A 20497-nucleotide genomic window follows, 5' to 3' on the forward strand; every position below is an offset into this window, starting at 1 on the left:
GAAAGCCGGCGGGCGGCTCAGTCGGCGTTTCGGATGGGCATTTCCGCGGTGGATTCGGGACCACCGCCCGGATCCACCGCCGCGTTTCTCCCCGGAAGAGTCGTCGACTCGCTGGTCTGCTGACCGCGGCCGAGAACGGGAAATACGGTCTCTTTCCCGCTTCGGCCCTTGAGCTCGACTTCTTCGCCTTCTCCCCATGTGAAGTGACTCTCGACTGTGCGGCGCACTCCGCTGGTCACCATGACCGACGCGCGCCCTTGACGCCCGGCGAGGCCGGCCAACCGGAACGCCACATTGGTCGAATCGCCGATCACCGCCTCTACCGATCTCGTCATCGCGGCCAGCGCGACCCGGCCGACCACCACGCCCCAACCCATCCGGATCGGCGAGCCGTCGGGGCTGCGCAACGGCAGTCGTGGTCCCAGCTCTCCGACAAGCCGGTTCGCGGCGAGCGAAAAGTCGATCGCGCGTTCGGCGGCATCCGGAAACCGATTCGCCTCCCAGATCGCGAAGATCGCGTCGCCGGCGTAGTGGTTCAGCGTGCCGCGATGGGCGTGCAGCACACCACCGACCTCGTGCCACAGCGTGTGCAGGCTCTGCGCGATGACCTCTTCTTCGGTCACTTCGGAGATCGTCGAGTAGTTGATAATGTCGCCGACCACCATCACCATGGCGGCCTGGCTGATTCGGGTCCGGGTAAGGCCCGGGGCAATTCCGGCGTCGACGGCGGTGAATCGCTGCGAGCGGAAGATGAGTGCCACATCCGCGATCCGGATCTCGTCACCGGGCTGGATCGGCCGGGGTACGGCTCGTTCCAGCCGCATCCCGTTGAGCAGTGTCCCGTTGGTGCTGGTGTCGATCACGAAAGCCTGATCGGCGACGGCGTCCAAGCGGATTTCGAGATGAGTCCGGGAGATCTCGGGATCGCGGATCACGAGCCTGCGTGACTCGCTGATTCCGGCGCACTCTCGACCGATGAACAACTGATCGATGATCGGCACGCTGTGCTCAGTGCCGCCGTCGCGCAATTCGAGGTAGGCCAGCGGGGTGCCGGGCGGCGGGCTTGGCATCCCGATAGACGACGTCATCATTGCCTCGCTGCTCGCCGTGTCAGTCCGCTCACCCGAAAGTCGGTTGGTGCCAATGCTCCTCCGCAGTCACGACGTCGCTGCGGTCTCATGACACGCCGTCATCAGCCGGGGTAGGGCGCCAGTTCGCCAATCGTCACCCATAAACTGCCTTTCCCGGTGATTAGACTCGCCGCGACCACGTCGACTCGCTGGTCCTTCGAACTCACGGCTGTCCTTCGTGCCGGTGATTGGTGACGGTGCGGACATTACCGGAAACGACCCCGGGGAGTTCAAAAATTCAGAAATGGCCTACAGAAGCGAAATTATGGGTAAATCGCCGGTTAATCAAGGATGACGTTTGCCCGCGCTCGTTTTCCGCCCCCGAACGTTCCGGCCCTGACGCCGGGTTGGATTCGGCCCCAAAGGATTCGAGCGGCGGGCAGTCGCCGTAGTATTGGCGACCGAATACTCCGTTGCATCCGCAGCGCTGACCGCGGCATACGGGGGATCGTTTCGGCCGAGGGCAGGCGGAATTTCGAAAGGCGCGTCGGTCGGCAGATAAGCTCCTGACCGACACCTCAATCCTTTTGGAGCGCCGGGGAGCAGGAGCATGTGTGCAGCAATCCCGTTTGCGGACACCGAGGCGGTCCGTTCGCCCGGCTCCATCGACGTACGGTCATTAGATGAGTACTAAGCGGCAGTGGCGAGTCGCCGACGCGCGAAAGGCGCTGTGGAATGTTCCGATACTCGCCGACATCGACGCGAAACAACTCAACGACCTGGCGAGCGCCGTGGACCGCCTGCATATCCCGGCTTACGAATGGCTGTTTCGGTTGGGTGAGCCATCCGACGCCATTTACGTCATCGACTCCGGACGGTTCGCGGCCGTCGGGGCCGATGGGCAGGTCATCCGCGAGATGGCGGCCGGCGACTCCATCGGGGACCTCGGTGTGATTTCCGGATCAGTCCGTTCGGCGGGAGTCCAAGCGCTTCGTGACGGCGTGGTCTGGCGTATCGCGGGCGAGACCTTCAGCGAGGTGCTTGCCAACACTCCGCAACTGCAACTGGCGATGGTCAAGGCGATGGCCGGGATGCTGCGCGACTCCCGGTCAGCCAATGTCTCTTCGGCGCCGCGTGTCATCGGCATCGTCTCGACCGGATATGCGGTGGCGGCACCCTTCGTTGATGCGATTGCGACGCGGCTGGGCGAATACGGCTCGATCGCGGTGGTCGCGCCGCCCGCCGAGAAAACCGCCGAGGCCACCGCGCACGCCGAACTCGTCGAGGCGTTCAGCGAAACCCTCGACCGCGCCGAGCGCAGCCACGATTGGGTGTTGGTGGTGGCCGACGGGGGGTCGGGCGAGTTGTGGCAGCGATACGTTGTCGCGCAAAGCGATCGGCTCGTGGTGCTGGCCGACCAAGCCGAGCCGCCGGACTTGCTCGATCAGCTCAATGTCCAGGGGCCGGTCCACTTGATTGCGCTGACCGAGCCGGATACCCGCTGGTGGGATCTGCTGGAGCCGGTGTCGCATCATCGCGGCGACGACGACGGAATCGCCGCATTGGCTCGCAGAATCGCCGGCCGGTCCTATGGACTCGTGCTGGCGGGCGGCGGCGCACGGGGGCTCGCGCACTTCGGCGTCTACGAAGAACTCACCCGGGCCGGCATCGTCATCGACCGCTTTGGCGGCACGAGTGCCGGTGCCATCGCCGCCGCGGCCTTCGCGCAGGGAATGACCGCGGACGAGGCGACGGACGCGGCCTACCGCTTTGTCGGAAAGACCAGCCCGCTCGGCGATTACACGATCCCCGCGATCGCGCTCACCAGGGGGACCCGCATCGAGCGTTTGCTCGAGGAGTTCTTCGGCGGCAGTGTGATCGAGCATCTGCCCAAAGGATTCTTCTCGGTCTCCGCGGACATGATCACCGGTGAACAGATCATCCATCGTCGGGGATCGCTGACGCTCGCGGTGCGCGCGTCGATCTCGATCCCGGGTCTCATTCCGCCGGTGCAGCACGGCGAGCGCCTGCTGATCGACGGGGGACTGTTGAACAACCTGCCCGCCGACGTGATGTGCGCAGACGGTGACGGCGAAGTCATCTGTGTCGACTTGCGGCGAAAGTTCCTGCCGTCCAAGGGCTTTGGGTTGCTGCCCGCAATCGTTCAGCCGCCCGGATTTGTCCGGCGCCTACTCACCGGCACCGATGTCGCTTTGCCGCCGCTGCAAGAGACGCTGCTGCGCACTGTCGATCTGGCGGCCTCCACCGGAGACCTGCGCGCGCTGCCCCGGATCGCGGCCATCATCGAGCCCGATATCTCAACGATCGGTCCGCTGGACTTTAAGAAGATCGATGCCGCCGTGGAGGCCGGGCGGGTGGCCACCCGGGCCGTGCTGGAAGCGACTCCACACCTCGGCGGCGCAACGGCGGAGGCTCAAGTCGCGAACATGATCTGACGCAGCGCCGAGAAGTCCAGCGGCTTGGTGAAATAGCCGTGGGCGCCGAGGTCGGCCGCGCGCTGGGTGTAACTCGGGCTGTCGTAGGCGGTCGCGAGGTAGATGCGGACATGCGGCCACTTGTCGCGCACGTGTTCGAGTAATTCGAGACCGTTCATCTCCGGCATCTCGATGTCGCTGAAGATCAGGATGACGTCTGGGTCGACCATCTCGAGGACCTCGAGGGCCGCGCGGCCGGTGTCGGCGAATTGCATGATGATCTGGCCCGAGCGCAGTTCGCGGCGAAAGCGCTGGCGAAACAGCGTCACGACATCGGTTTCGTCGTCGACGACGAGCACGTGAGTCGCCTTCACGGCCACCGCGGTGTCAGTTCCGTCCATCCGTCTGCTGCCCCTTATCGGCGTGAAATGGGTTGGGTGTCAATCGCTCTAGGCGGGTGCGGCGGCTTTCGCGGCCACTGCCTCCAGCGGGAGTTTTACCACGAACCGAGCGCCGGCCCCGGGCGCGTTGCTGGCGGACAGCTCGCCCTGATGCCGGTTGTCGACGATGTTCTTGCTGATGGAAAGACCAAGGCCGGTGCCTCCGCTGCGGTACTTGGTGGTGAAGAACGGCTCGAAGATGCGGGGGAGGGTCTCCGGGTCGACGCCCGGCCCGTTGTCCGTCACGACGACAGTCGTCCATCGATCGTCGTGCTGCACCGTGATGTGCACCTCGCCGACCCGGTCGGCGTCCGTCGACGCGGCCTCGAGCCCGTTCATCACGAGATTGATCATCACCTGGACGAGATCGCCCTCGAAGCCGCGCACGATCGGGTCGTCGTCATCGAGGCTGATCCGAATTGCGCAACGCACGCCCTGGTGGCTGGCTCGCCACGAGTGCTCGGCGAGCCCGGCGCTCTGCTCGACGATTTTGTTGAGGTGACACGGTTGTGCGTCGCCCGCGTGTGACCGACCGACCTGAAGCATCGTCGCCATCACCGCGAGTGCCCGGTCGGCGTGGTGAACGATCTTCTTGGTGTTCTCTTCGACATCGCAGACCAGCTCGTCGCCGTCCTCGGGGATCACTTCTCGCAGCTCGTCGCAGAGCTCGAGGTTCAACTCCGCGAAATTCTTGACGAAGTTCAGCGGATTCTTCGTCTCGTGGGCGACGCCGGCGGTCAGCGTTCCCATCGCGGCAAGCTTGGCCTGTTCGACGAGGCTCTGGCGAAGCTCGCGTTCGGCCAGCTGGCTCGAATCAAGGGAATTCAGCAGGTAATTGAACGACGCGGCGGTCCGGCCGAATTCGTCGTCGCTGTAGACGGGCAGGCCGTAACGCAGCGTCAGCGGCTCCCACGTATCGGTTCCGATGCTGTCGGCGATCTCGCGTTGGGCCGCCATCAGCCGATCGGAGACCACGTGTAACCGATGGCGCACGACCCGGCCGACGATCACATAATTCAACAGGCCGATAAGAATCCCTGCGGTAATGCTGATGACGACAGGCTGGACCCGAAATGCTTCATCCCGGTGGATTCCCAGTCCGAGCAGCGAGATTCGCCCCATGATGGCGACGAGGATGCCAAAGCCGATCATCGCTATCGCGAGATTCCAAAAGACCTTGGTCGTCGGCCACGGCCGCCGGACGTTGGGCGCACTGCTGTCTTGTTCCACGCTGCCTCATCGGTGTTCGTGTGTATGCGCAGTGTAGGGACTGCGCAGTTGCAGGGACAATGTATGGACAATGTATGGACAATGTTGCCGCTCACGCGCGACAACCGGCAGAACGTACCGGCCGAATTCCATTGCGGCACTGAATCGCCGGGCGGAGCTGCGGATAAAGCCGAAATGTAACCTTGCGTTCAACTGCGAGATAGGTTCCGGCGGCGTGGAATCGCACTCGACCCCAATGGGGGTCGGCTACGATACGGGGGAACTTCAGTCGACGCGGGCAACGCGATGCAGCTGCACAATGCATTTCGAGCTGGTGAACAAACACCGAACCCACAGGTCGGCAGGTAATTGAGTTGATGCGCCGACGATTGGGGCCACTGTGCCAGAGACTGATCAACCGGTGCGGCTTCTGGTCGTCGATGACGAAGAAGACGTCGGGGCACTGTTCAAGGGCCGGTTCCGCAAGGAGTTGCAGCGCGGGGAGTACGACCTGATCTTCACTACGGATCCGGTGTACGCGTTGAAGTTGGTGGATGCGAGCCCGGATCTCGAGGTCTTGATCACCGACCTGAACATGCCGCAGATGAACGGCCTCGAATTGCTCACCGAGGTGACAAAGCTGCGTCGCCCGCTCAAGACCATCGTGCTCACCGCCTACAACGATCTCGAGAATGTGCGCGCGGCAATGATGCGGGGGGCCTTCGACTTTCAAGTCAAACCGCTTGATGTGGCAGACCTGCGGACCACGATTACCAAGGCCGTCACGATCGTGCGCGAACTGCAAGCCGGCGAGGATGCGCGGCGACAGGCGAAGGAGCTGACCGAACAGAAGCGCCGTGTCGAGGAGATCTTCGGCCGTTATGTCTCCGAAGAGGTCAAGGCGCGGCTACTGGCGCGCCCGGAAGGAAACCTGAGCAGTGAGCGACTCACGCTCACGGTGCTGATGGCCGACATTCGTGGGTTCACCGCTTTGTCCGAAGTTCTTCCGCCGGAACAGGTGGTCCAGGTGCTCAACGGCTTCCTCGAGCGAGCGACCGAGGTCATGTTCCGCCGCAACGGCACGATCAACGAAATCCTCGGCGATGGCCTGCTCGTCTTCTTCGGTGCACCCATCACCGACGACAACGCCGCCGAGCATGCGGTCGTCGCCGCACTCGAGTTGCAGCTCGCGATGAACGATCTCAACGCGGGGCATCGCGAACAGGGGCTACCGGAGCTTGCGCTGGGGATCGGCGTGCATACCGGGGAGGTCGTGGTCGGCACCATCGGCTCGCGGCGACGGCAGAAGTACACCGCGGTCGGCAAGACGGTCAACCTGGTCGCCCGCATCGAAGCGCACACCGTCGGCGGCCAGGTTCTGGTCTCCGATTGGACACATCGCGAGATCAGTGGCATCGCGAGCACTTTGGGTTCGTTTCAGATCCGCGCGAAGGGCTTTAATGATCCGGTGACCGTCCACGACGTCAGAGGCCTGGCCGGCCAGTACGACCTTCAGCTGCCCAGTGCCGACCGGGTCCTGAGCAGTCTCGCGGTGCCGAAACCGATTGGCATGGCCATCATCAGGGACAAAATCCTCGGCGAACAACATGCCGCCGAGGTGATCGCCAGCGGCGTGGAAGCGCTTCGCATTCGCACCGAAGTGACGGTCTGTCCGTTTGACGACCTCGCTCTCGAGGTTGCCGGCCAGCAAGCGTTCGTGAAGGTGATCGAATGCGATATGCAAGAAGGGGTTTGCGACCTCTTCGCCGTATATACGTCGGTTCCGGCCGGCGTGCGGGAAGCGCTGTCGGCAGTCAACGGCGCCGATCCGGTCCGTTCCTGACGCGGGGACTACCCGAGAAGTTTGGTCAGCCAGGTCGCGTCTTGGTAGTTGATCGACTTGTTGCCGTCCCAAACGAACGGTGTCCCAGAGGCATTGAACCCGGCCAGCGTCGTGTCGCCGGCGTCGGCCTTTGTCTTGGCCGTGGCCATGTCGTCGCCGGCTTTGATGCAGTTGATCACGTTCGCGTCGACACCGACGGTCTTGGCCAATTGCGCTAACTCGCCGTCGGTCCGGTCTTCGGGGGCGCCTTCTTGCGGCTGGAAGGCGCTGGCGAATATCCCCGAGTAGAAGTTCATGTAGAGCTTCGGATCGTTCTGGGCCGCGACGCAGTACGTGGCCGCCACCGCGCGAGTGGAGTAGTTCTTGCTGTGCGACTTGTCGTCGAGGAAGTTCAGCAGGTGATAGCGCACCGCAAGTTTCTGGTTGTTCACCGCGGTTTCGATGTCGCCCGCATTGGAGCGGATGAAGCTGCCGCAGGGCGGGCACATGGGTTCGTTGAAGATGTCGATCGTGACAGGTGCCGCCGCGCTGCCCACCAACACGCCGTCGTCGAGTACGCGGAGCTCAACCCCGTCGGCCGCGGTCGGCGGTTTGGACGAGGGCGGTCCCGGCGATCGCCACGGCTGGGCGACCACAAGAACGGCCCCCACCAGCGCTACGACGACGAAACTCGCCAGACCGACCCATAGCCACGCTTTGCTTGCGCGCCGGGGTGCCGACGGCTGGGCCCACGCCGTGCCGACGCTGGAGGGGTCGCCCCAGCCGGGAGCGCCGGGCCATCCCGTCGGTTGTGGGATCGGTCCGCTTGGCGGAGCGGGGATCCCGGTCGCCGACGGGGGCCAACCCGGGACCTGGTTCGCCATCGCGGGCGGGGTGGACGCAAAACCCAGCTGCGCCTGACTCGCGTACGCGGCCGGTAGTTCGGCGACTTGGCTGCGTTGCAGAATATCGGTCGCCCGGTCCTGATCGGGCGTGGCCAGCGCGGCGTACGCGGCGGCCGACAGATCGCCGCAGGTGGGATAGCGGTCCAGCGGATCTTTGGCCATGCCCCGCGCGATCACTTGGTCGAAGGCCGCCGGGATGCCCGGCCGAGCGGCGCTGGGCCGTGGGATCGGCTGGTGCAGATGCGCGCTCATCACACTGACCTGATCGCCCTGGTATGGCGGAGATCCGGTCAGGCACTCGTACAGGACGCAGGCCAGCGCGTAGATGTCGGCCCGGTACGTGACGTCCTTATCGCTGAAGCGCTCCGGCGCCATGTACTTGAAGGTGCCCACCGTGGTGCCGAATTGGGTCAGCTTCTCGTCGGAGGTGGCGCTAGCGATCCCGAAGTCCACCAGATAGGCGAAGTCGTCCCCGCTCACCAGGATGTTCTCCGGTTTGACGTCGCGATGCGTGATACCGGCCGCATGGGCGGCGTCGAGTGCAGAGCCGATCTGGCGCACAATCGCCACCGCCCGCGGCGGTTTCAGCGGCCCGTACCGGCTCAAAATGGTGGCGACGTCCCGGCCGTCGATCAGGCGCATGTCCACATAGAGTTGGCCGTCGATCTCACCGAAGTCGTGAATCGGCACGACATGGGGCTCCTGCAGCCGGCCCGCGGTGCGGGCCTCACGTTGCATCCGGGTGCGGAAGACCGGGTCGCTGGACAGCGTCTGGGACATCAGCTTTAGCGCGACGACCCGCTCACGGACCGTGTCCTCGGCCTCGTAGACATCGCCCATCCCGCCGCGACCCACCAGCCGTCGCAGCAGATAGGGCCCAAACCGCGAGCCCTCCCGCGAACCCGCGGTGTCACCCATCGCCGACTCCTCTGTGCCAGGCATAAGGCTAATAGTTTGGGTCAACCGGAGGCACGGTGAATAGGGAGAATGCCAGCTAATTCGATAGCGCGCGCGTTGCGCGGCCGGAAGAGCACTTTCAGCAGCCGTCGAGTATCAGCGGCGTTCCTCGTCACCGGTCCGGCGTTCGCTGAGGCCTTCTCTCGATAGTGCCCGGAGGAACCCATAGGCGTGAATCCCGGCCTTACCGGGATTCTTGACGATCCATTCGTTGATGTTTCCCAGCGCCGTGGCCAGGTGGTCGCGTCTGATCCGCACCAAGTAGGTCAACCGATCGTCGTCGGGATCGTCGCTGGAGTCGGCCACCGCGACGGGATTCTTGAACGCGTATGCAATGCCATGAACGAAATCGTGGTTTAGCGCCCAGCGAAGTTCGTTGGGTCGCAGCCCGTTCACCGCGATATTGCGGTAGCCGTCATCGTCGTCTGAATTGCTCACCTGGCCGATGCTCCTCCTCTGGAACCGCGTGAAAGCCGACGACGGTGCGCTGAAGGTGATGTCGCACAGGCAATTCGACGACCGTTTGATCTCGTGTCACCGCAGTGAAACCCGGCGCATGCTCCGGACTTGCCCGTCGTAGGCCAAGGCGGGGGATAGGCCCGGACGGGTATTCGGGAACTGCATCGACACATCAATCCACCGTGACACAGCACCCCGGTTGGCGCCATCGCAGCAGCGCAGCGCAGGTGCCGCGGGACGGCGAGGCAACCCTTGCGCGGCATCCGGTTTCGGACATCGACCGGCGTGAGCGTCGTAGAGTAACCTCCCGACCCATCAACGTTGGCTGGGAGGCCGCATGACCGAACGCATTGAGATTCAGCGCACCATTGCGGCGCCGGCGCCCGACATCTTCAGGGTGCTGTGCGACCCGCAAGGTCATGTTGCGATCGACTCCACGGGAATGCTGCAGGACGCCGACGGCGATCCGGTGACGGCGGCCGGCGAGAGCTTCGTCGTGCACATGGACCGCGAGGCCCTCAACGACTACCCACAATTCGGCAAGTACGACGTCACCGTCGAGATCACGGAGTTCGACCGGGACCGACTGATCGCGTGGACGGTCCTCGGTCAGCTCCGCCCCCAGATCGGCCACATCTACGGCTTCCAGCTCGAGCCGACCGAGGACGCGGCGGGCACCGTGGTCACCTCGTTCTACGACTGGTCGAAGATCGACCCGAAGTGGCGTGAAGCCGGGATTTTCCCGGTGATCTCCGAGGGCGCACTGCGGGCGACGCTGGGCATTCTCGACCGCACCGTGCGCCGCGGATATCCGCGGGGATAGCCCTCGGCGCCCCGGGATCAGCGGCGATACTTCAAGAAAAGGTAGTCGTCGTGGGCCAGCGCGTGCTCGAGCCGCAACGCGGCCGGCAGCGGCAATCGCGACGGCTGCCGTCGGTGACCCATCGGTTGGCTCGCGGCGAGCTTGGGGGCCAGCGTGACGCAGACCTCCACGACGACATCGGCGTCCACGAGTTCGTCGAGCAGGGTCGGTCCGCCCTCGCACAACACCCGGGACAGTCCGTGCGCGCGGAGCAGCCCAATCGCGCACGCGACATCGACGGTGTCCTCGCCGGCGACCAATACGCCGCATGGTTGATCGCTGCTGCGGTTGTGCCGCGCCGCGGACTCCGCGCAGGTCACCAACAGCGGCGGTTGGCTCGGGTCGCTGACGAGTCTGGTCGGGAGCCGGCAGGTCTGGCTGATCACGGCGATCGGGGGCGGCTTGCTCCTGCCTGCGCGCTGCCGTTCGGCCTGTTGGGCGTCGCTGAGCTGCACCGGGCCGTAGTTCTCGGCGCGCGCGGTGGCGGCGCCGACCAGCACCACGTCGGCGAATCCCCGCAGGATCTTCAGCAGCTGTTGGTCGGTTTGGCTCGACAACGGGCCGGCACGACCGCCGAATGCCGCGGCGCCGTCGGCGCTGTAGATCATGTTGACGCGCACCCCGTCCGGGGGCTCGGCATAGAACGACGCGAGTTCGGCGATGTCGCTGACGGTCCCGACGCGGGGCGCATCGTTGACCGTGTCCGCCTGCTTGCGGTGATGATCGGACGCCGTCATGCCTCGTGGCCCGGGTCCAACGAGCGAACATCGTCAAAGGACACCCATTGCTCCTCTTCGGTCGGCGGGTCGCCATCCAGCGGTTCCAGCAGGTGCCCGACGTGATCGCCGAGGGAGAAGCGATCGAGGATCTTGCCGACGAACCAGGCGGCCGCGTCATCGAGGATGGGTAGCTCAGCTGGGCCGCGGTGCCAGCGGCAGCGGTTGAATTTATTGGTCTCATCGCCCGTCTGGCTGCCGAACAGCTCGACCAAGTCGATGTGTTCGATATCGAACACGTGTACGGCCAGATGGGTGGCCTCGGCGGCCACGCGGAAGGTGTGGTTTTGCGAGGACAACCCGACCAGGAATCGAGGCGGACGGATGCTGGCCTGGCAAGCGAAGCCCACCAGGCAGCCGGCCGTCGACCCGTTGGACTGCGTGGTTACCACGAACATCGGATAGTTGAGCAGCGCCACCAACTTCTCAAACGCACTAACCCCCGGCTCGCCCACCCGCTCTCTATTCCCATTCGGTGCCGTTTGGAATCACTTCGACTTCCATGGCCGTCAGCAGCATGGTCAGGCTGCCTAATCGGGCCGTTCAGAGGGTATTCGGCGGTCCTGTGTAATCGTTGCGAGCGACCTGACATATCACCTTGTGCACGAAGCCCAATTTGCGGATCACCGGGGGCGGGATTTCGAAGGGGTACAACGGCGCCTTACCCATTGCGGTGTTGATGCGATTGAAAAACAGCGCGAGCCATTGCCAGTCATAGAGCAGTTGCTGGATGGGGGCCTGCGCGTAAGAGGCGAGTGGAACGATGTCGCGAGGAACGGCGACGCTCGCGCGGTCGGCGACCAGAATCAAACCGGCCTCCCGCACGGTGTTGATCGTGTCGGTGATGTGCAGATAGTGCGCAAAGCATTCCGCGAAGTCCTCCCACGGATGCATCGTCGCGTATTCCGAAATGAACGACTCTGCCCAGTTCTCGGGCGCGCCATGCTGGTAGTGACGAGCGATTGCGGCTTGGTAATCGGCGCGTTCATCACCGAACAGCTCCCGGCATTCGTCCAGATAGCCCACGCCGGGGCCGGTCTCGACCAACAGATTCTGGTAGTAGTGACCAACCTCGTGCCGGAAATGGCCCAGCATCGTGCGATACGGTTCGCCGAGGTGCACCCGCAGTGATTCCCGGTAGGCGTCCAGGGACTCCGTCAGGTCAATGGTGATCACCCCACCGGCATAGGCCGATCACGATTTTCTGCCCCGAGCTGTAGCTGGACAACAGGTCGAAGGCAAGGCCGCCCTCGGCACGCCAGAACGGATCCACCGGGAGTGCGAGGTCCAACAGCTGATAGATGAGCCTGCGCAGGTCGACCGTGGTGGACACCAGCTTCTCGAGCGCAATGGTGTCGTCGGCGGCCGGTTCCCGCCGGATCAGTGAATCGGGCAGGCATCGTCCCCGGCTGGCATGATCCGGCTGTTCGGCGGGAACGAGCCAATTGCAGCTCAGGTCGCCCGCTTTCGTGCACCCGATCCACCGGCCACCGCCCACCGTCGCGGCACCTGATGAGGTCGCGACCATGGCCATCGACGGCGCGTGAAAACCCAACGCGGCCTGGCAATTCGAGCAACGGTGCGATTCGAATGTCACAAACCCGTGGCACACCGGGCAGGCGAATGCGCGCACGCGATCATCGTGGCATAGAACCAAGTCGAACAGTACCCGCCGCGATCAGACGTTCACGCTCGCAGGCGATTATCGAAGCGGGTCGTTCGCCCGCACTCCGCGATACATGCCCCAGCGGACGAGACCCGGCATCACCACGCGCTGTACCGACCAAGCGGGCAGCCGGAAGGCGTGGCCGGTGGGCAGGAAGACCTCCAGCCCGTCGGCCTGGATTCCCACCAGCGAGCCCCACCGTCGGCCCGGCGTTCGATAGGTGCGCAGCCGTCGACCGGAGAACTCGGCACGGATGTTGTGCGCTACCAACGAATCTCCGCGGTTTCGCGCGGAGCTGCGCAGGGGGTCGCTGGCGGCGACGTCTCCGACGGCGAACACACCGCGATGGCCGGGCACCTGCAGCTCGGATGACACCCGAACGAAGCCGTGTTCGTCGAGCAGTTCGGGCGGCAGCCAATCGGTGTTGGGTTGTACCTTGCCGATGGCCCAGAGCACGGCGTCCGCGGTTGCCGGCGGTTGTCCCGTGGTCCAGCTGACGGGTTCGCTGGTGATCTCGTGGCCGGCGGCGCCGTTCGAGATCACCGCGCGGTGGCCGGGATGCACGCCCACACCCAGTTGGGTGAGCCGGCCGCGGATCCGGTCCCAGGTCCGGGGGTGATACCCGACCAGTGCGGCCTCGCCGGGGAAGTACAGGTCAATTCGCTTGTCCGGCCAGGTGGTTGCCAAGTTGACCGCACTGCTGACCGCCGCCGCCCCGCCGCCGACCACGATTACCGAGTCCGCTGCGGCCAGGCGGTTGTGCGCGGCGTGCAGCCCGGCGCCGATCTCGGCGGCCGATTGCATGGTCGGCTGACGCCAGAAGCCGTTCGTCACCCCAGTGGAGATCACCAGCGCGTCGAACTCCTCGGCGATAGTCGCGCCGTCGCCGCCGCGGCCGAACACCGTTCGGGAAGCCAGGTCCACTCCGGTCAGTGTGGCCTGCACCGTGCGCACCCGATCCAAACCGCGGAACCGGTCGAAAGGAATCCAGTAATCGCGTGCCCAGTCGCCGGGGCGCGAGATTCGGACGCCGAGTTCCTGACCGCTTACCAGCGCGGACTTGGCCGAAATTCCGACGACATCGGCATGCTTGGCCAGCCGGATCGCCGTCAGCAGGCCCACGTCGCCCAGCCCCGCCACGACGACACGCTTGCGCGCCGCCATTAGGACGTATTCCCTTCTGCTGCAGAGTGTTTCCGTGAAATCGGACGCACGCGGCCACCGGCGCTGGAATCCATGCGGGCCTCCTCGCCGTGAAACGTCCGGCTGGCAAAACCACCGGCCGGAATCGGCAAACTGTAACACGTTCTACTATGCCACCCGGGTCGCCGTGGCCGGTTGCGGGGAACCCAGGCGAGGCAGGCGAATTGGTGGTTCACTAAGCCGATCGGCGCCATTTTCAACTCGCGGTTCAACTCGCGGTTCAACTCGCGGTCGGGATGCCATTCGACCACGGCATCGGCGCCGTCGTCGGCGGTCACGTCGGTGGCCGCCAGCACGGGCGTATACGGCGACCCGGTTGCCGCGGCCAAAACGACCCCGGTGCCGACCACCCGGACGAGCAGGTCAGCGTCGGCACCTTCACAAAAGCCTGGCAACCGGGCGAGGAATCGATCGTCGTTACGGCGAGGTCCGGCTGAGCCGCAACGTCTTCGCCGTGCGCGGCCATTTGGCCACTAGCATTAGCGCGCGCATCACCATGGCAGAAAGGAACGGCTCATGACGACCCACGCCGACGGCCATCGACACAACCCACAATTGATCCCACGCCGGCTGCTGCGCAGCGGACAGGTCCATCACCCGGCTGTCCTGGACGAAGCCAAGAGGCGCAGCGCCGACTTTCAGCTGCGGCTGGCGGACCGGATCACGGCATTTGCCGGATCGATGAATTTCGTCTGGCTGCACGCGGCCCTGTTCGGCGTGTGGATGGCGTTTGTGGAACCCAGTCCATGGCCGACGCTCACTCTGGTGGTGTCCCTCGAGGCGATCTTCCTGTCGACGTTCGTGATGATCGGCCAGAACCGTCAGGCAGCCTTCCAACAGGCCAGGGCCGACCACGACTTTCAGACTCAGGAGCTGGAGTTGAAGACCAACACCGAGCTCACCCGCGAGATCCATGTGCTCACCCAGGAACTGCACCGGCGGTTCATCAATCACCAAGCTTGAGTGACCTGTTTGGTCAACGAAGCGAAAAGCATTGGCAGAGCAGGTGATCGCGCGGTCGGTCGATCGGGTGGGGGTTGACATGGTGGAGCTGCAACAGACGACACACCCACGGTTGCGTGCCGTCTTGCGAACGATGGTGCGGGCATCCGCACCTCGCCCCGCCGCGGCCAAACGGGCAGCCAAGGAGTTGGCGCGCCCGCTGTGGCCGGCCGTTGCGGCCGAAATCCGCTGGGCCTTCGCCCCGCCCCGGACCTGGCTGATGGGCGTGGTAGCGAACTTCATCTTCGCGGTGGGGTGGTTGGCGGTGCAGCCGCTGACGCTGGGCCGCCACCAGGACTGGGTGGTCCTGGTCGGCACCTACTTCTCGTCGTGGATCCTCGCCGATGTCACCACTACGAATCTGCTTGGTGCCGACCATTATCGGGTCATCCAGGCCATGTCCGACGGCGTGCCGTTCTGGCGGGTGCTGGTGATCAAGAACGTGACCCTGCTGGTGATCGTCGGCCTGCCGACCTTGGTGACGGCGGTGGTGCTCACACTGTGGCTGGAAACACCGCAGCGCCTGGGCATCACGATCCCCACGGTCGCGGTGCCCATCGTGTCCTGGCTCGGGGTAGGCAACTTCTTCTCGGTGCTGCACCCGGTCGGCGTCGCGCCGCTGACCCGGCGATGGCGGCAGCGTGGCGACCATCGCCGCACCCGAGGCTGGATCGTTGCGCTGACACTGCCCTACGCGCTGTATTACTTCGCCGATCCGATGAACGGGGTGGAGCATCGGCTGCTCTGGACAAAGGTGCCCGCCCTGATCTGGCCGGTGTTCGGCCGCGACACGAAAAGCATGGTGCACCTGGGCATTGCGCTGACGGTGTGGGCGGCCGGAACCATCGCGGCGGTGCTTTGGGTGCGCAAGCGTGGTCTGCGGATCCGGTGACCTGCTAAGCGGCGCGGTCGGTGACCGTCCGCAGCAGGGCGCGGGTATGCAACGTATTTCGCGAGAACTGAGCTCGTGCGGAACAACGAAGGTCTTTTTGCCGACGGCGGTGTGCAGGATCGAACCCAGCTAACGGACGTTCGGCTTGATCTCCTCGATCACCCACTGCGCGTAGTCAAGATATTCGTCGACGCCGCGTACCGCCGGAATGGGAACGGCGCTGACCGTCACGCCCTGTTCGGCAAACCAGTTCAACCTGTCGATGATCTGCTCGGCGCTCATACCCGGCCGGTCGCGGATGTCCTTCTGGACGACATGCCCCTCGCCGACCCGATTGGTTCCCATCCCGTGCATCACGTCGAACGGCCGACCGTCGTAGCCCGGCTGGGATTTGATGTAGTCCACCTTTTCGGCAATTCGCTCGGGCGGTGTCAGAAACGCCCACCAACCCGAGGCGTGCCGGGCCGCTCGGCGCAGTGCGGCGTCGGCGTCACCGCCGATCCAGATCGGAAGGTGGGGTTTCTGAACGGGTTTCGGCTCGAACACGATGTTGTCGAAGGATACGTAGCGGCCCTCGAATTGCGGTGCGTCGCTGGTCCACAGTTCGACGATCGCGGCGAGGTACTCGTCGGCGATGCGGCCCCGCTCGTGAAACGGTACCCCGAGCAATTCGAACTCCCGTGCCAGCCAACCCACTCCGAAGGTCACCATCATCCGGCCCCCACTCATCCAGTCGGCGGTGGCCAACGCCTTGGCCAGCACGATCGGATGCTGCAGTGGCAAGACGGTGACACAGGAATTGATCGCGATGCGATCGGTGGCACCGGCGACATGGGCTTGGGCGACCGTCGAGTGCAGATAGTGCGGCCCGGACAGTTCGACATGCTCGGCCGGAATGACGAGATGCTCCGGGAAAGCGATCATGTCGTATCCCCATTGATCGGCGCATTTGGCCATCCGGGTCTGATCGGGCCCGGTGACCTCTGGTTCCCAGGGCTGCATCGTGGCCTTGAGGCGGAGCATATGCGGAAGGGGGAAGACAAATTTCACGCGGGAACTCCTTCTCGAATGCGGCCGACAAGGAAATCAAAGCCCACCCGGCAGCCGTCGTCACCCAAAATCGGCCACCCAGCGGTGTCCCGGCCAGCGGTCAGTGCCGCGCACGCTGCCAGCCTGTGTTGTTAACCTGGCGACGTGGCGCAGACCAGCGGAAAGCTGAACAGGTCGGCGCTTGCCGCCACTAGTTGGGCGCTGCTAGGCATGATGTCCTATGAAGAAGAAGTCTCCGGCTACGACCTGAAGAAGTGGATCGACTGGAGCGTCGACCTCTATTACTGGAGCCCGTCGTTCAGCCAGATCTACACCGAGCTGAAGAAGCTGGAGGGTCTGGGCCTGGTGAACTCGCGTGTCGAGCGCGACGAGGGCACCCGCAGCCGCCGGCTGTACAAAATCACCCCGGCGGGGATGGACGCGATCACCGAGTGGACAAATCACGCGCCCGTGGATCCGCCGGTGCTCAAACACAGCGTGCTGCTGCGGATGACGTTCGGGCATCTGAGTAACCCCGCGCGGCTCAAGGAACTACTGCAGGAACACGTGGATTACGCCGAAGCCAGGCACCGTAAAGCCGTCGAGGACGCCGAGGGGGCCGAAGCCGAACCCGCCTGGGCGTACTCGGTACTCGCGCTGCGCTGGGCGGCCAAGTATTACGCCGCCGAGCGCGAGTTCGCCCTGGACCTGATGAAGGAAATCGACGAGGCCGACCGCATCCTGCAAACGGCGCCGAAGGGTAGTGCTGGTAAACCGCGGCCGACGCCCGGCTATTGGCGCGAGGTCGAAAAGCAGGTCGAGGCCAAGCGCGAAGCCGACTAGCCAGCCCCGGCCGCGTCTCGCGCGGCGATGTAGCCGTAGACCAACCCCTGCGCGATCGTCGCGCCCGCCCCCGGATACGTCGTACCGAAGGCGTTGGCGGCGGTGTTCCCGATTGCGTACAACCCGTTGATCACCGCGCCGTCCTCGCGCAGCACCCGCCCCCGGTGGTCGGCTTTCAGCCCGCCGCAGGTGCCCAGGTCGCTGAGCACCATCTTGACGGCGTAGAACGGTCCCTTGGTCAACGCGCGCAGGTTGGGATTGGGCGCGATCGTCGGGTCGCCGTAATAGCGGTCGTAGGCACTGCGGCCCCGGCCGAAGTCGGGATCGACACCGGCAGCGGCGTTCTCGTTGAAGGCGGTGACCGTCGCGGTGAACTCCGGGACCGGCACGCCGATCCGGGCGCCCAGCTCGGCGAAGCCGTCCGCACTTACCGCGATGCCGGCGTCGTACCACGTCTGCGGGATGCGCATCCGCGGAAACAGTTGGGCGCCGAAGACATAGCTGTTGCGGTACTGCTGGTCGAAAATGATCCACATCGATTCGACCGGGCTGCCGGCTCGTTCCAGCTCGAGCAGTCGCTGGCCGAAAGACATGTAGTCCGACGACTCGTTGGCGAAGCGGCGGCCGTGCTGGTTCACGATCAGGCTTCCCGGCAGCGATCGTTCGGCCAGCATCACCGCGGGTGGCTGACCGGGCAGCGGCGCGACGGCGGGAAACCACCAGGCCTGGTCCATCAGATCGATGCCGCCGCCGAGTTCCTGTCCGGCGCGAATGCCGTCGCCGGTGTTGGCTGCCGCACCGAGACTCAGGTTGGGGCGCAGCGACTCCGACTGGAATTTCCACCGCATGTCCATGCTGTGGTCGAAACCGCCGGTGGCCAGCACGACCCCGCGCCGGGCGGTGATCACCACCTCGCGGCCGCCGTGCGACACGACCGCGCCGCGGACCCGGTCACCGTCGACGTCCAGGCGCAACAAGCTGGTTTCGGTCCAGACCGGGATGCCGGCCCGCAGCACCCCCGCGAACAGTCCGGCGGCCAGGCCCTGACCACCCGCGGCGTACCGCCGGCCCAGCATCAGGCCGCCCACCCCTTGCGCAATTCGCTTGGCGAACGTCGGAATTCCCTTGCGCGGCACCCGCGCCACCAGATTCATCCAGCGGTAATCGGCACCCGTCGTCGGGACCGGGACGCTCGCCTCCATCAAGCCCGGCTCCAACCGGGCCCGGTAGGCGCCGAGCCGCGACGTGTCGAACGGGTGGCATTCGCAGGTGCGGCCCGCGGCGCTGCCACCCGGCTCCTCGGGGTGGTAATCGGAATAGTCACGCGCCCAGAAGAATCGCAGGGGAGTGGTCCGCCGCAGCATTTCGACCGTCCCGCCCACATGCGTCAGAAATGCCGCCGAGCGCTGCCGCGGCGCCGAACCCGCGACCACCGAGTCCAGGTACGTCGCCGCCTGCTCCTGCGTATCGCCGGCATGCGCCTCGGCCAGCACCGGACCCGCGGGCAGCCACAACGCGCCACCGGAGCGGGCTGTCGAGCCGCCCACGTGCGACGCCTTCTCCACGACCAGCACCGACAGCCCGAGTTCGTGGCCGGCCAGCGCTGCGGCCATCCCGGTTCCCGAGCCCACGACCAGCAAGTCGACGCTGGTGTCGGCCACGGAAAGTCCGGCAGGGATCGTCGCGCTGTGTGCTGTCACGCGCAGAACGGTATGTCGCGGCGTCGATGCGGCGGAATAGTCGTCCTGATGAGTGGAACAGGCATCCCCTCTCTCGGCGATGTGCGGAGTTGAATCATGCCCATGCATGACACCGACGAAATTCGGCTTATTGAAGCCCAGGCCGCCCCGGCGCGGTTTGCCCGTGGCTGGCATTGCCTGGGTTTGATCAGAGATTTCGGTGACGGCAAGCCACACGCGATCAAGGCGTTCGGTCAGCAGCTGGTCGTCTTCCGAAGCGGGGACGGCACGATCAACGTCCTGGACAGCTATTGCCGGCACATGGGCGGCGACCTGTCCCAGGGTGAGGTGAAGGGTGACGAGATCGCCTGCCCGTTTCACGACTGGCGCTGGGGCGGCGACGGCCGATGCAAGCAGGTGCCTTACGCGCGGCGCGCGCCGAAGCTGGCCCGCACCGCGACCTGGACGACGCTCCAGCAGGACGGCATGTTGTTCGTCTGGAACGACCCGGAGCGCAAGCCGCCGCCGCCGGAGGTGACGATCCCGCGCATCGAGGGTGCCGCCAGCGACGCGTGGACAGACTGGCACTGGTACACCACCGTGGTGAACGCAAACTGCCGCGAAATCATCGACAATGTGGTGGATATGGCGCACTTCTTTTACATCCACGGATCGTTGCCCACCCAATTCAAGAACATCTTCGAAGGTCACGTAGCGACGCAGTACATGAACAGCGCCGGACGTCCCGACCTCGGCGGTGAGGGCCCCAACATGCTCGGCACCACCTCGGTGGCCTCGTATTGGGGACCGTCGTTCATGATCGACGACCTGACCTATCACTACGAGGACGCCGACCACCAAACGGTGCTGATCAACTGCCACTACCCGATCGACGCGAATTCATTTGTGCTGCAGTACGGCATCATCGTCAAGAAGTCGGACGCGATGCCCGAAGATCTGGCCATCCAGACCGCGATTACCCTCGGCGACTTCGTCAAAATGGGCTTCGAGCAGGACGTGCAGATCTGGCGTCACAAGGCGCGCATCGACAATCCGCTGCTGGTCGAGGAAGACGGGCCGGTCTATCAGCTGCGTCGCTGGTATGAGCAGTTCTACGTCGACGTTGCCGACGTTCAACCTGACATGGTGGACCGTTTCGAGTTCGAGCTGGACACCACCCGGCCGCACGAGGCGTGGATGAAAGAGGTCGAGGCCAACTTGGGGGCTAGGGCCAGATGACGCGGGTCT

Annotated in this window: 18 protein-coding genes and 1 pseudogene; 7 read left to right on the forward strand and 12 right to left on the reverse strand. The window is 64.9% G+C overall.

Features of this window, described 5'->3' with window-relative positions:
• Positions 1 to 17: 17 nt before the first annotated feature.
• The gene (locus MJO58_RS12850) at positions 18 to 1091 is read right to left on the reverse strand and encodes an adenylate/guanylate cyclase domain-containing protein (protein ID WP_239723033.1); all 1074 of its coding nucleotides are present in this window, start codon (positions 1089 to 1091) and stop codon (positions 18 to 20) included.
• Positions 1092 to 1753: 662 nt separating this feature from the next.
• Here MJO58_RS12850 and MJO58_RS12855 point away from each other — a divergent pair.
• Positions 1754 to 3526, forward strand: a complete 1773-nt coding sequence (locus tag MJO58_RS12855; protein WP_090601865.1) for a cyclic nucleotide-binding and patatin-like phospholipase domain-containing protein — start codon at positions 1754 to 1756, stop codon at positions 3524 to 3526.
• On the opposite strand, the gene MJO58_RS12860 is transcribed toward MJO58_RS12855, so the two are convergent.
• Together MJO58_RS12860 and MJO58_RS12865 are read right to left on the reverse strand one after the other, a co-directional pair.
• Positions 3505 to 3906 carry a response regulator transcription factor gene (locus MJO58_RS12860; protein WP_090601867.1) on the reverse strand — a complete coding sequence of 134 codons (402 nt, stop codon included), beginning with the start codon at positions 3904 to 3906 and terminating at the stop codon, positions 3505 to 3507. The genes MJO58_RS12855 and MJO58_RS12860 overlap by 22 nt on opposite strands.
• Before the next feature lie 48 nt (positions 3907 to 3954).
• Positions 3955 to 5175: a sensor histidine kinase gene (locus MJO58_RS12865; RefSeq protein ID WP_239723034.1), complete on the reverse strand. Its 1221-nt coding sequence runs from the start codon at positions 5173 to 5175 to the stop codon at positions 3955 to 3957.
• 379 nt (positions 5176 to 5554) lie between these two features.
• Between MJO58_RS12865 and MJO58_RS12870 the strand changes: the two genes are divergently transcribed.
• Complete coding sequence (locus MJO58_RS12870; protein WP_239723035.1) at positions 5555 to 6997, forward strand: adenylate/guanylate cyclase domain-containing protein; 1443 nt, start codon at positions 5555 to 5557, stop codon at positions 6995 to 6997.
• A gap of 8 nt (positions 6998 to 7005) precedes the next feature.
• Here MJO58_RS12870 and MJO58_RS12875 read toward each other — a convergent pair whose 3' ends face one another.
• On the reverse strand, positions 7006 to 8799 hold the full coding sequence (locus tag MJO58_RS12875; protein ID WP_239723262.1) for a serine/threonine protein kinase PknE: 1794 nt from the start codon (positions 8797 to 8799) through the stop codon (positions 7006 to 7008).
• 135 nt (positions 8800 to 8934) lie between these two features.
• Positions 8935 to 9276, reverse strand: coding sequence for a hypothetical protein (locus tag MJO58_RS12880; RefSeq protein ID WP_090601877.1), 342 nt, complete (start codon positions 9274 to 9276; stop codon positions 8935 to 8937).
• Between the two features lie 358 nt (positions 9277 to 9634).
• Between MJO58_RS12880 and MJO58_RS12885 the strand changes: the two genes are divergently transcribed.
• Positions 9635 to 10120 carry an SRPBCC family protein gene (locus tag MJO58_RS12885; RefSeq protein ID WP_239723036.1) on the forward strand — a complete coding sequence of 162 codons (486 nt, stop codon included), beginning with the start codon at positions 9635 to 9637 and terminating at the stop codon, positions 10118 to 10120.
• Between the two features lie 17 nt (positions 10121 to 10137).
• On the opposite strand, the gene MJO58_RS12890 is transcribed toward MJO58_RS12885, so the two are convergent.
• The 5 genes and pseudogenes from MJO58_RS12890 to MJO58_RS12910 form a co-directional block, all read right to left on the reverse strand.
• A complete protein-coding gene (locus MJO58_RS12890; RefSeq protein ID WP_090601882.1) occupies positions 10138 to 10896 on the reverse strand; it encodes a pyrimidine reductase family protein in 759 nt (252 codons plus the stop codon).
• Positions 10893 to 11333, reverse strand: coding sequence for a flavin reductase family protein (locus MJO58_RS12895; RefSeq protein ID WP_090608958.1), 441 nt, complete (start codon positions 11331 to 11333; stop codon positions 10893 to 10895). The genes MJO58_RS12890 and MJO58_RS12895 overlap by 4 nt, the downstream gene beginning before the upstream one ends.
• 145 nt (positions 11334 to 11478) lie before the next feature.
• A pseudogene (locus MJO58_RS12900) lies at positions 11479 to 12568 on the reverse strand (zinc-binding metallopeptidase family protein).
• A gap of 69 nt (positions 12569 to 12637) precedes the next feature.
• Positions 12638 to 13765 (reverse strand): FAD-dependent oxidoreductase, encoded by a 1128-nt coding sequence (locus MJO58_RS12905; RefSeq protein ID WP_239723037.1) that lies wholly within the window; start codon positions 13763 to 13765, stop codon positions 12638 to 12640.
• Positions 13765 to 14154, reverse strand: a complete 390-nt coding sequence (locus MJO58_RS12910) for a hypothetical protein (RefSeq protein WP_239723038.1) — start codon at positions 14152 to 14154, stop codon at positions 13765 to 13767. The genes MJO58_RS12905 and MJO58_RS12910 overlap by 1 nt, the downstream gene beginning before the upstream one ends.
• 166 nt (positions 14155 to 14320) lie before the next feature.
• On the opposite strand from MJO58_RS12910, the gene MJO58_RS12915 reads away from it, so the two are divergent.
• Together MJO58_RS12915 and MJO58_RS12920 are read left to right on the forward strand one after the other, a co-directional pair.
• Positions 14321 to 14767, forward strand: coding sequence for a DUF1003 domain-containing protein (locus tag MJO58_RS12915; protein WP_090601893.1), 447 nt, complete (start codon positions 14321 to 14323; stop codon positions 14765 to 14767).
• Positions 14768 to 14846: 79 nt separating this feature from the next.
• Positions 14847 to 15698, forward strand: coding sequence for a hypothetical protein (locus MJO58_RS12920; RefSeq protein WP_175364421.1), 852 nt, complete (start codon positions 14847 to 14849; stop codon positions 15696 to 15698).
• 129 nt (positions 15699 to 15827) lie between these two features.
• On the opposite strand, the gene MJO58_RS12925 is transcribed toward MJO58_RS12920, so the two are convergent.
• Positions 15828 to 16748 (reverse strand): TIGR03619 family F420-dependent LLM class oxidoreductase, encoded by a 921-nt coding sequence (locus MJO58_RS12925; protein WP_239723039.1) that lies wholly within the window; start codon positions 16746 to 16748, stop codon positions 15828 to 15830.
• A 210-nt stretch (positions 16749 to 16958) separates the two neighbouring features.
• Here MJO58_RS12925 and MJO58_RS12930 point away from each other — a divergent pair, with 210 nt between their 5' ends.
• On the forward strand, positions 16959 to 17570 hold the full coding sequence (locus MJO58_RS12930) for a PadR family transcriptional regulator (protein WP_239723263.1): 612 nt from the start codon (positions 16959 to 16961) through the stop codon (positions 17568 to 17570).
• On the opposite strand, the gene MJO58_RS12935 is transcribed toward MJO58_RS12930, so the two are convergent.
• Positions 17567 to 19270 (reverse strand): 3-ketosteroid-delta-1-dehydrogenase, encoded by a 1704-nt coding sequence (locus MJO58_RS12935; RefSeq protein WP_239723040.1) that lies wholly within the window; start codon positions 19268 to 19270, stop codon positions 17567 to 17569. The two genes, MJO58_RS12930 and MJO58_RS12935, sit on opposite strands and share 4 nt — an antisense overlap.
• A 102-nt stretch (positions 19271 to 19372) precedes the next feature.
• On the opposite strand from MJO58_RS12935, the gene MJO58_RS12940 reads away from it, so the two are divergent.
• Positions 19373 to 20488: a 3-ketosteroid-9-alpha-monooxygenase, oxygenase component gene (locus MJO58_RS12940; RefSeq protein WP_239723264.1), complete on the forward strand. Its 1116-nt coding sequence runs from the start codon at positions 19373 to 19375 to the stop codon at positions 20486 to 20488.
• Positions 20489 to 20497: the final 9 nt, after the last annotated feature.

This window comes from Mycobacterium lentiflavum (genome assembly GCF_022374895.2).
Lineage (GTDB): Bacteria > Actinomycetota > Actinomycetes > Mycobacteriales > Mycobacteriaceae > Mycobacterium > Mycobacterium lentiflavum.

Bases quoted from the DNA above. Each gene is read 5' to 3' on its own strand.
- MJO58_RS12850 (WP_239723033.1), bottom strand. From the start codon at position 1,091: ATGATGACGTCGTCTATCGGGATGCCAAGCCCGCCGCCCGGCACCCCG.
- MJO58_RS12855 (WP_090601865.1), top strand. From the start codon at position 1,754: ATGAGTACTAAGCGGCAGTGGCGAGTCGCCGACGCGCGAAAGGCGCTG.
- MJO58_RS12860 (WP_090601867.1), bottom strand. From the start codon at position 3,906: ATGGACGGAACTGACACCGCGGTGGCCGTGAAGGCGACTCACGTGCTC.
- MJO58_RS12875 (WP_239723262.1), bottom strand. From the start codon at position 8,799: ATGGGTGACACCGCGGGTTCGCGGGAGGGCTCGCGGTTTGGGCCCTAT.
- MJO58_RS12885 (WP_239723036.1), top strand. From the start codon at position 9,635: ATGACCGAACGCATTGAGATTCAGCGCACCATTGCGGCGCCGGCGCCC.
- MJO58_RS12890 (WP_090601882.1), bottom strand. From the start codon at position 10,896: ATGACGGCGTCCGATCATCACCGCAAGCAGGCGGACACGGTCAACGAT.
- MJO58_RS12895 (WP_090608958.1), bottom strand. From the start codon at position 11,333: ATGTTCGTGGTAACCACGCAGTCCAACGGGTCGACGGCCGGCTGCCTG.
- MJO58_RS12905 (WP_239723037.1), bottom strand. From the start codon at position 13,765: ATGGCGGCGCGCAAGCGTGTCGTCGTGGCGGGGCTGGGCGACGTGGGC.
- MJO58_RS12915 (WP_090601893.1), top strand. From the start codon at position 14,321: ATGACGACCCACGCCGACGGCCATCGACACAACCCACAATTGATCCCA.
- MJO58_RS12920 (WP_175364421.1), top strand. From the start codon at position 14,847: ATGGTGGAGCTGCAACAGACGACACACCCACGGTTGCGTGCCGTCTTG.
- MJO58_RS12930 (WP_239723263.1), top strand. From the start codon at position 16,959: ATGATGTCCTATGAAGAAGAAGTCTCCGGCTACGACCTGAAGAAGTGG.
- MJO58_RS12940 (WP_239723264.1), top strand. From the start codon at position 19,373: ATGCATGACACCGACGAAATTCGGCTTATTGAAGCCCAGGCCGCCCCG.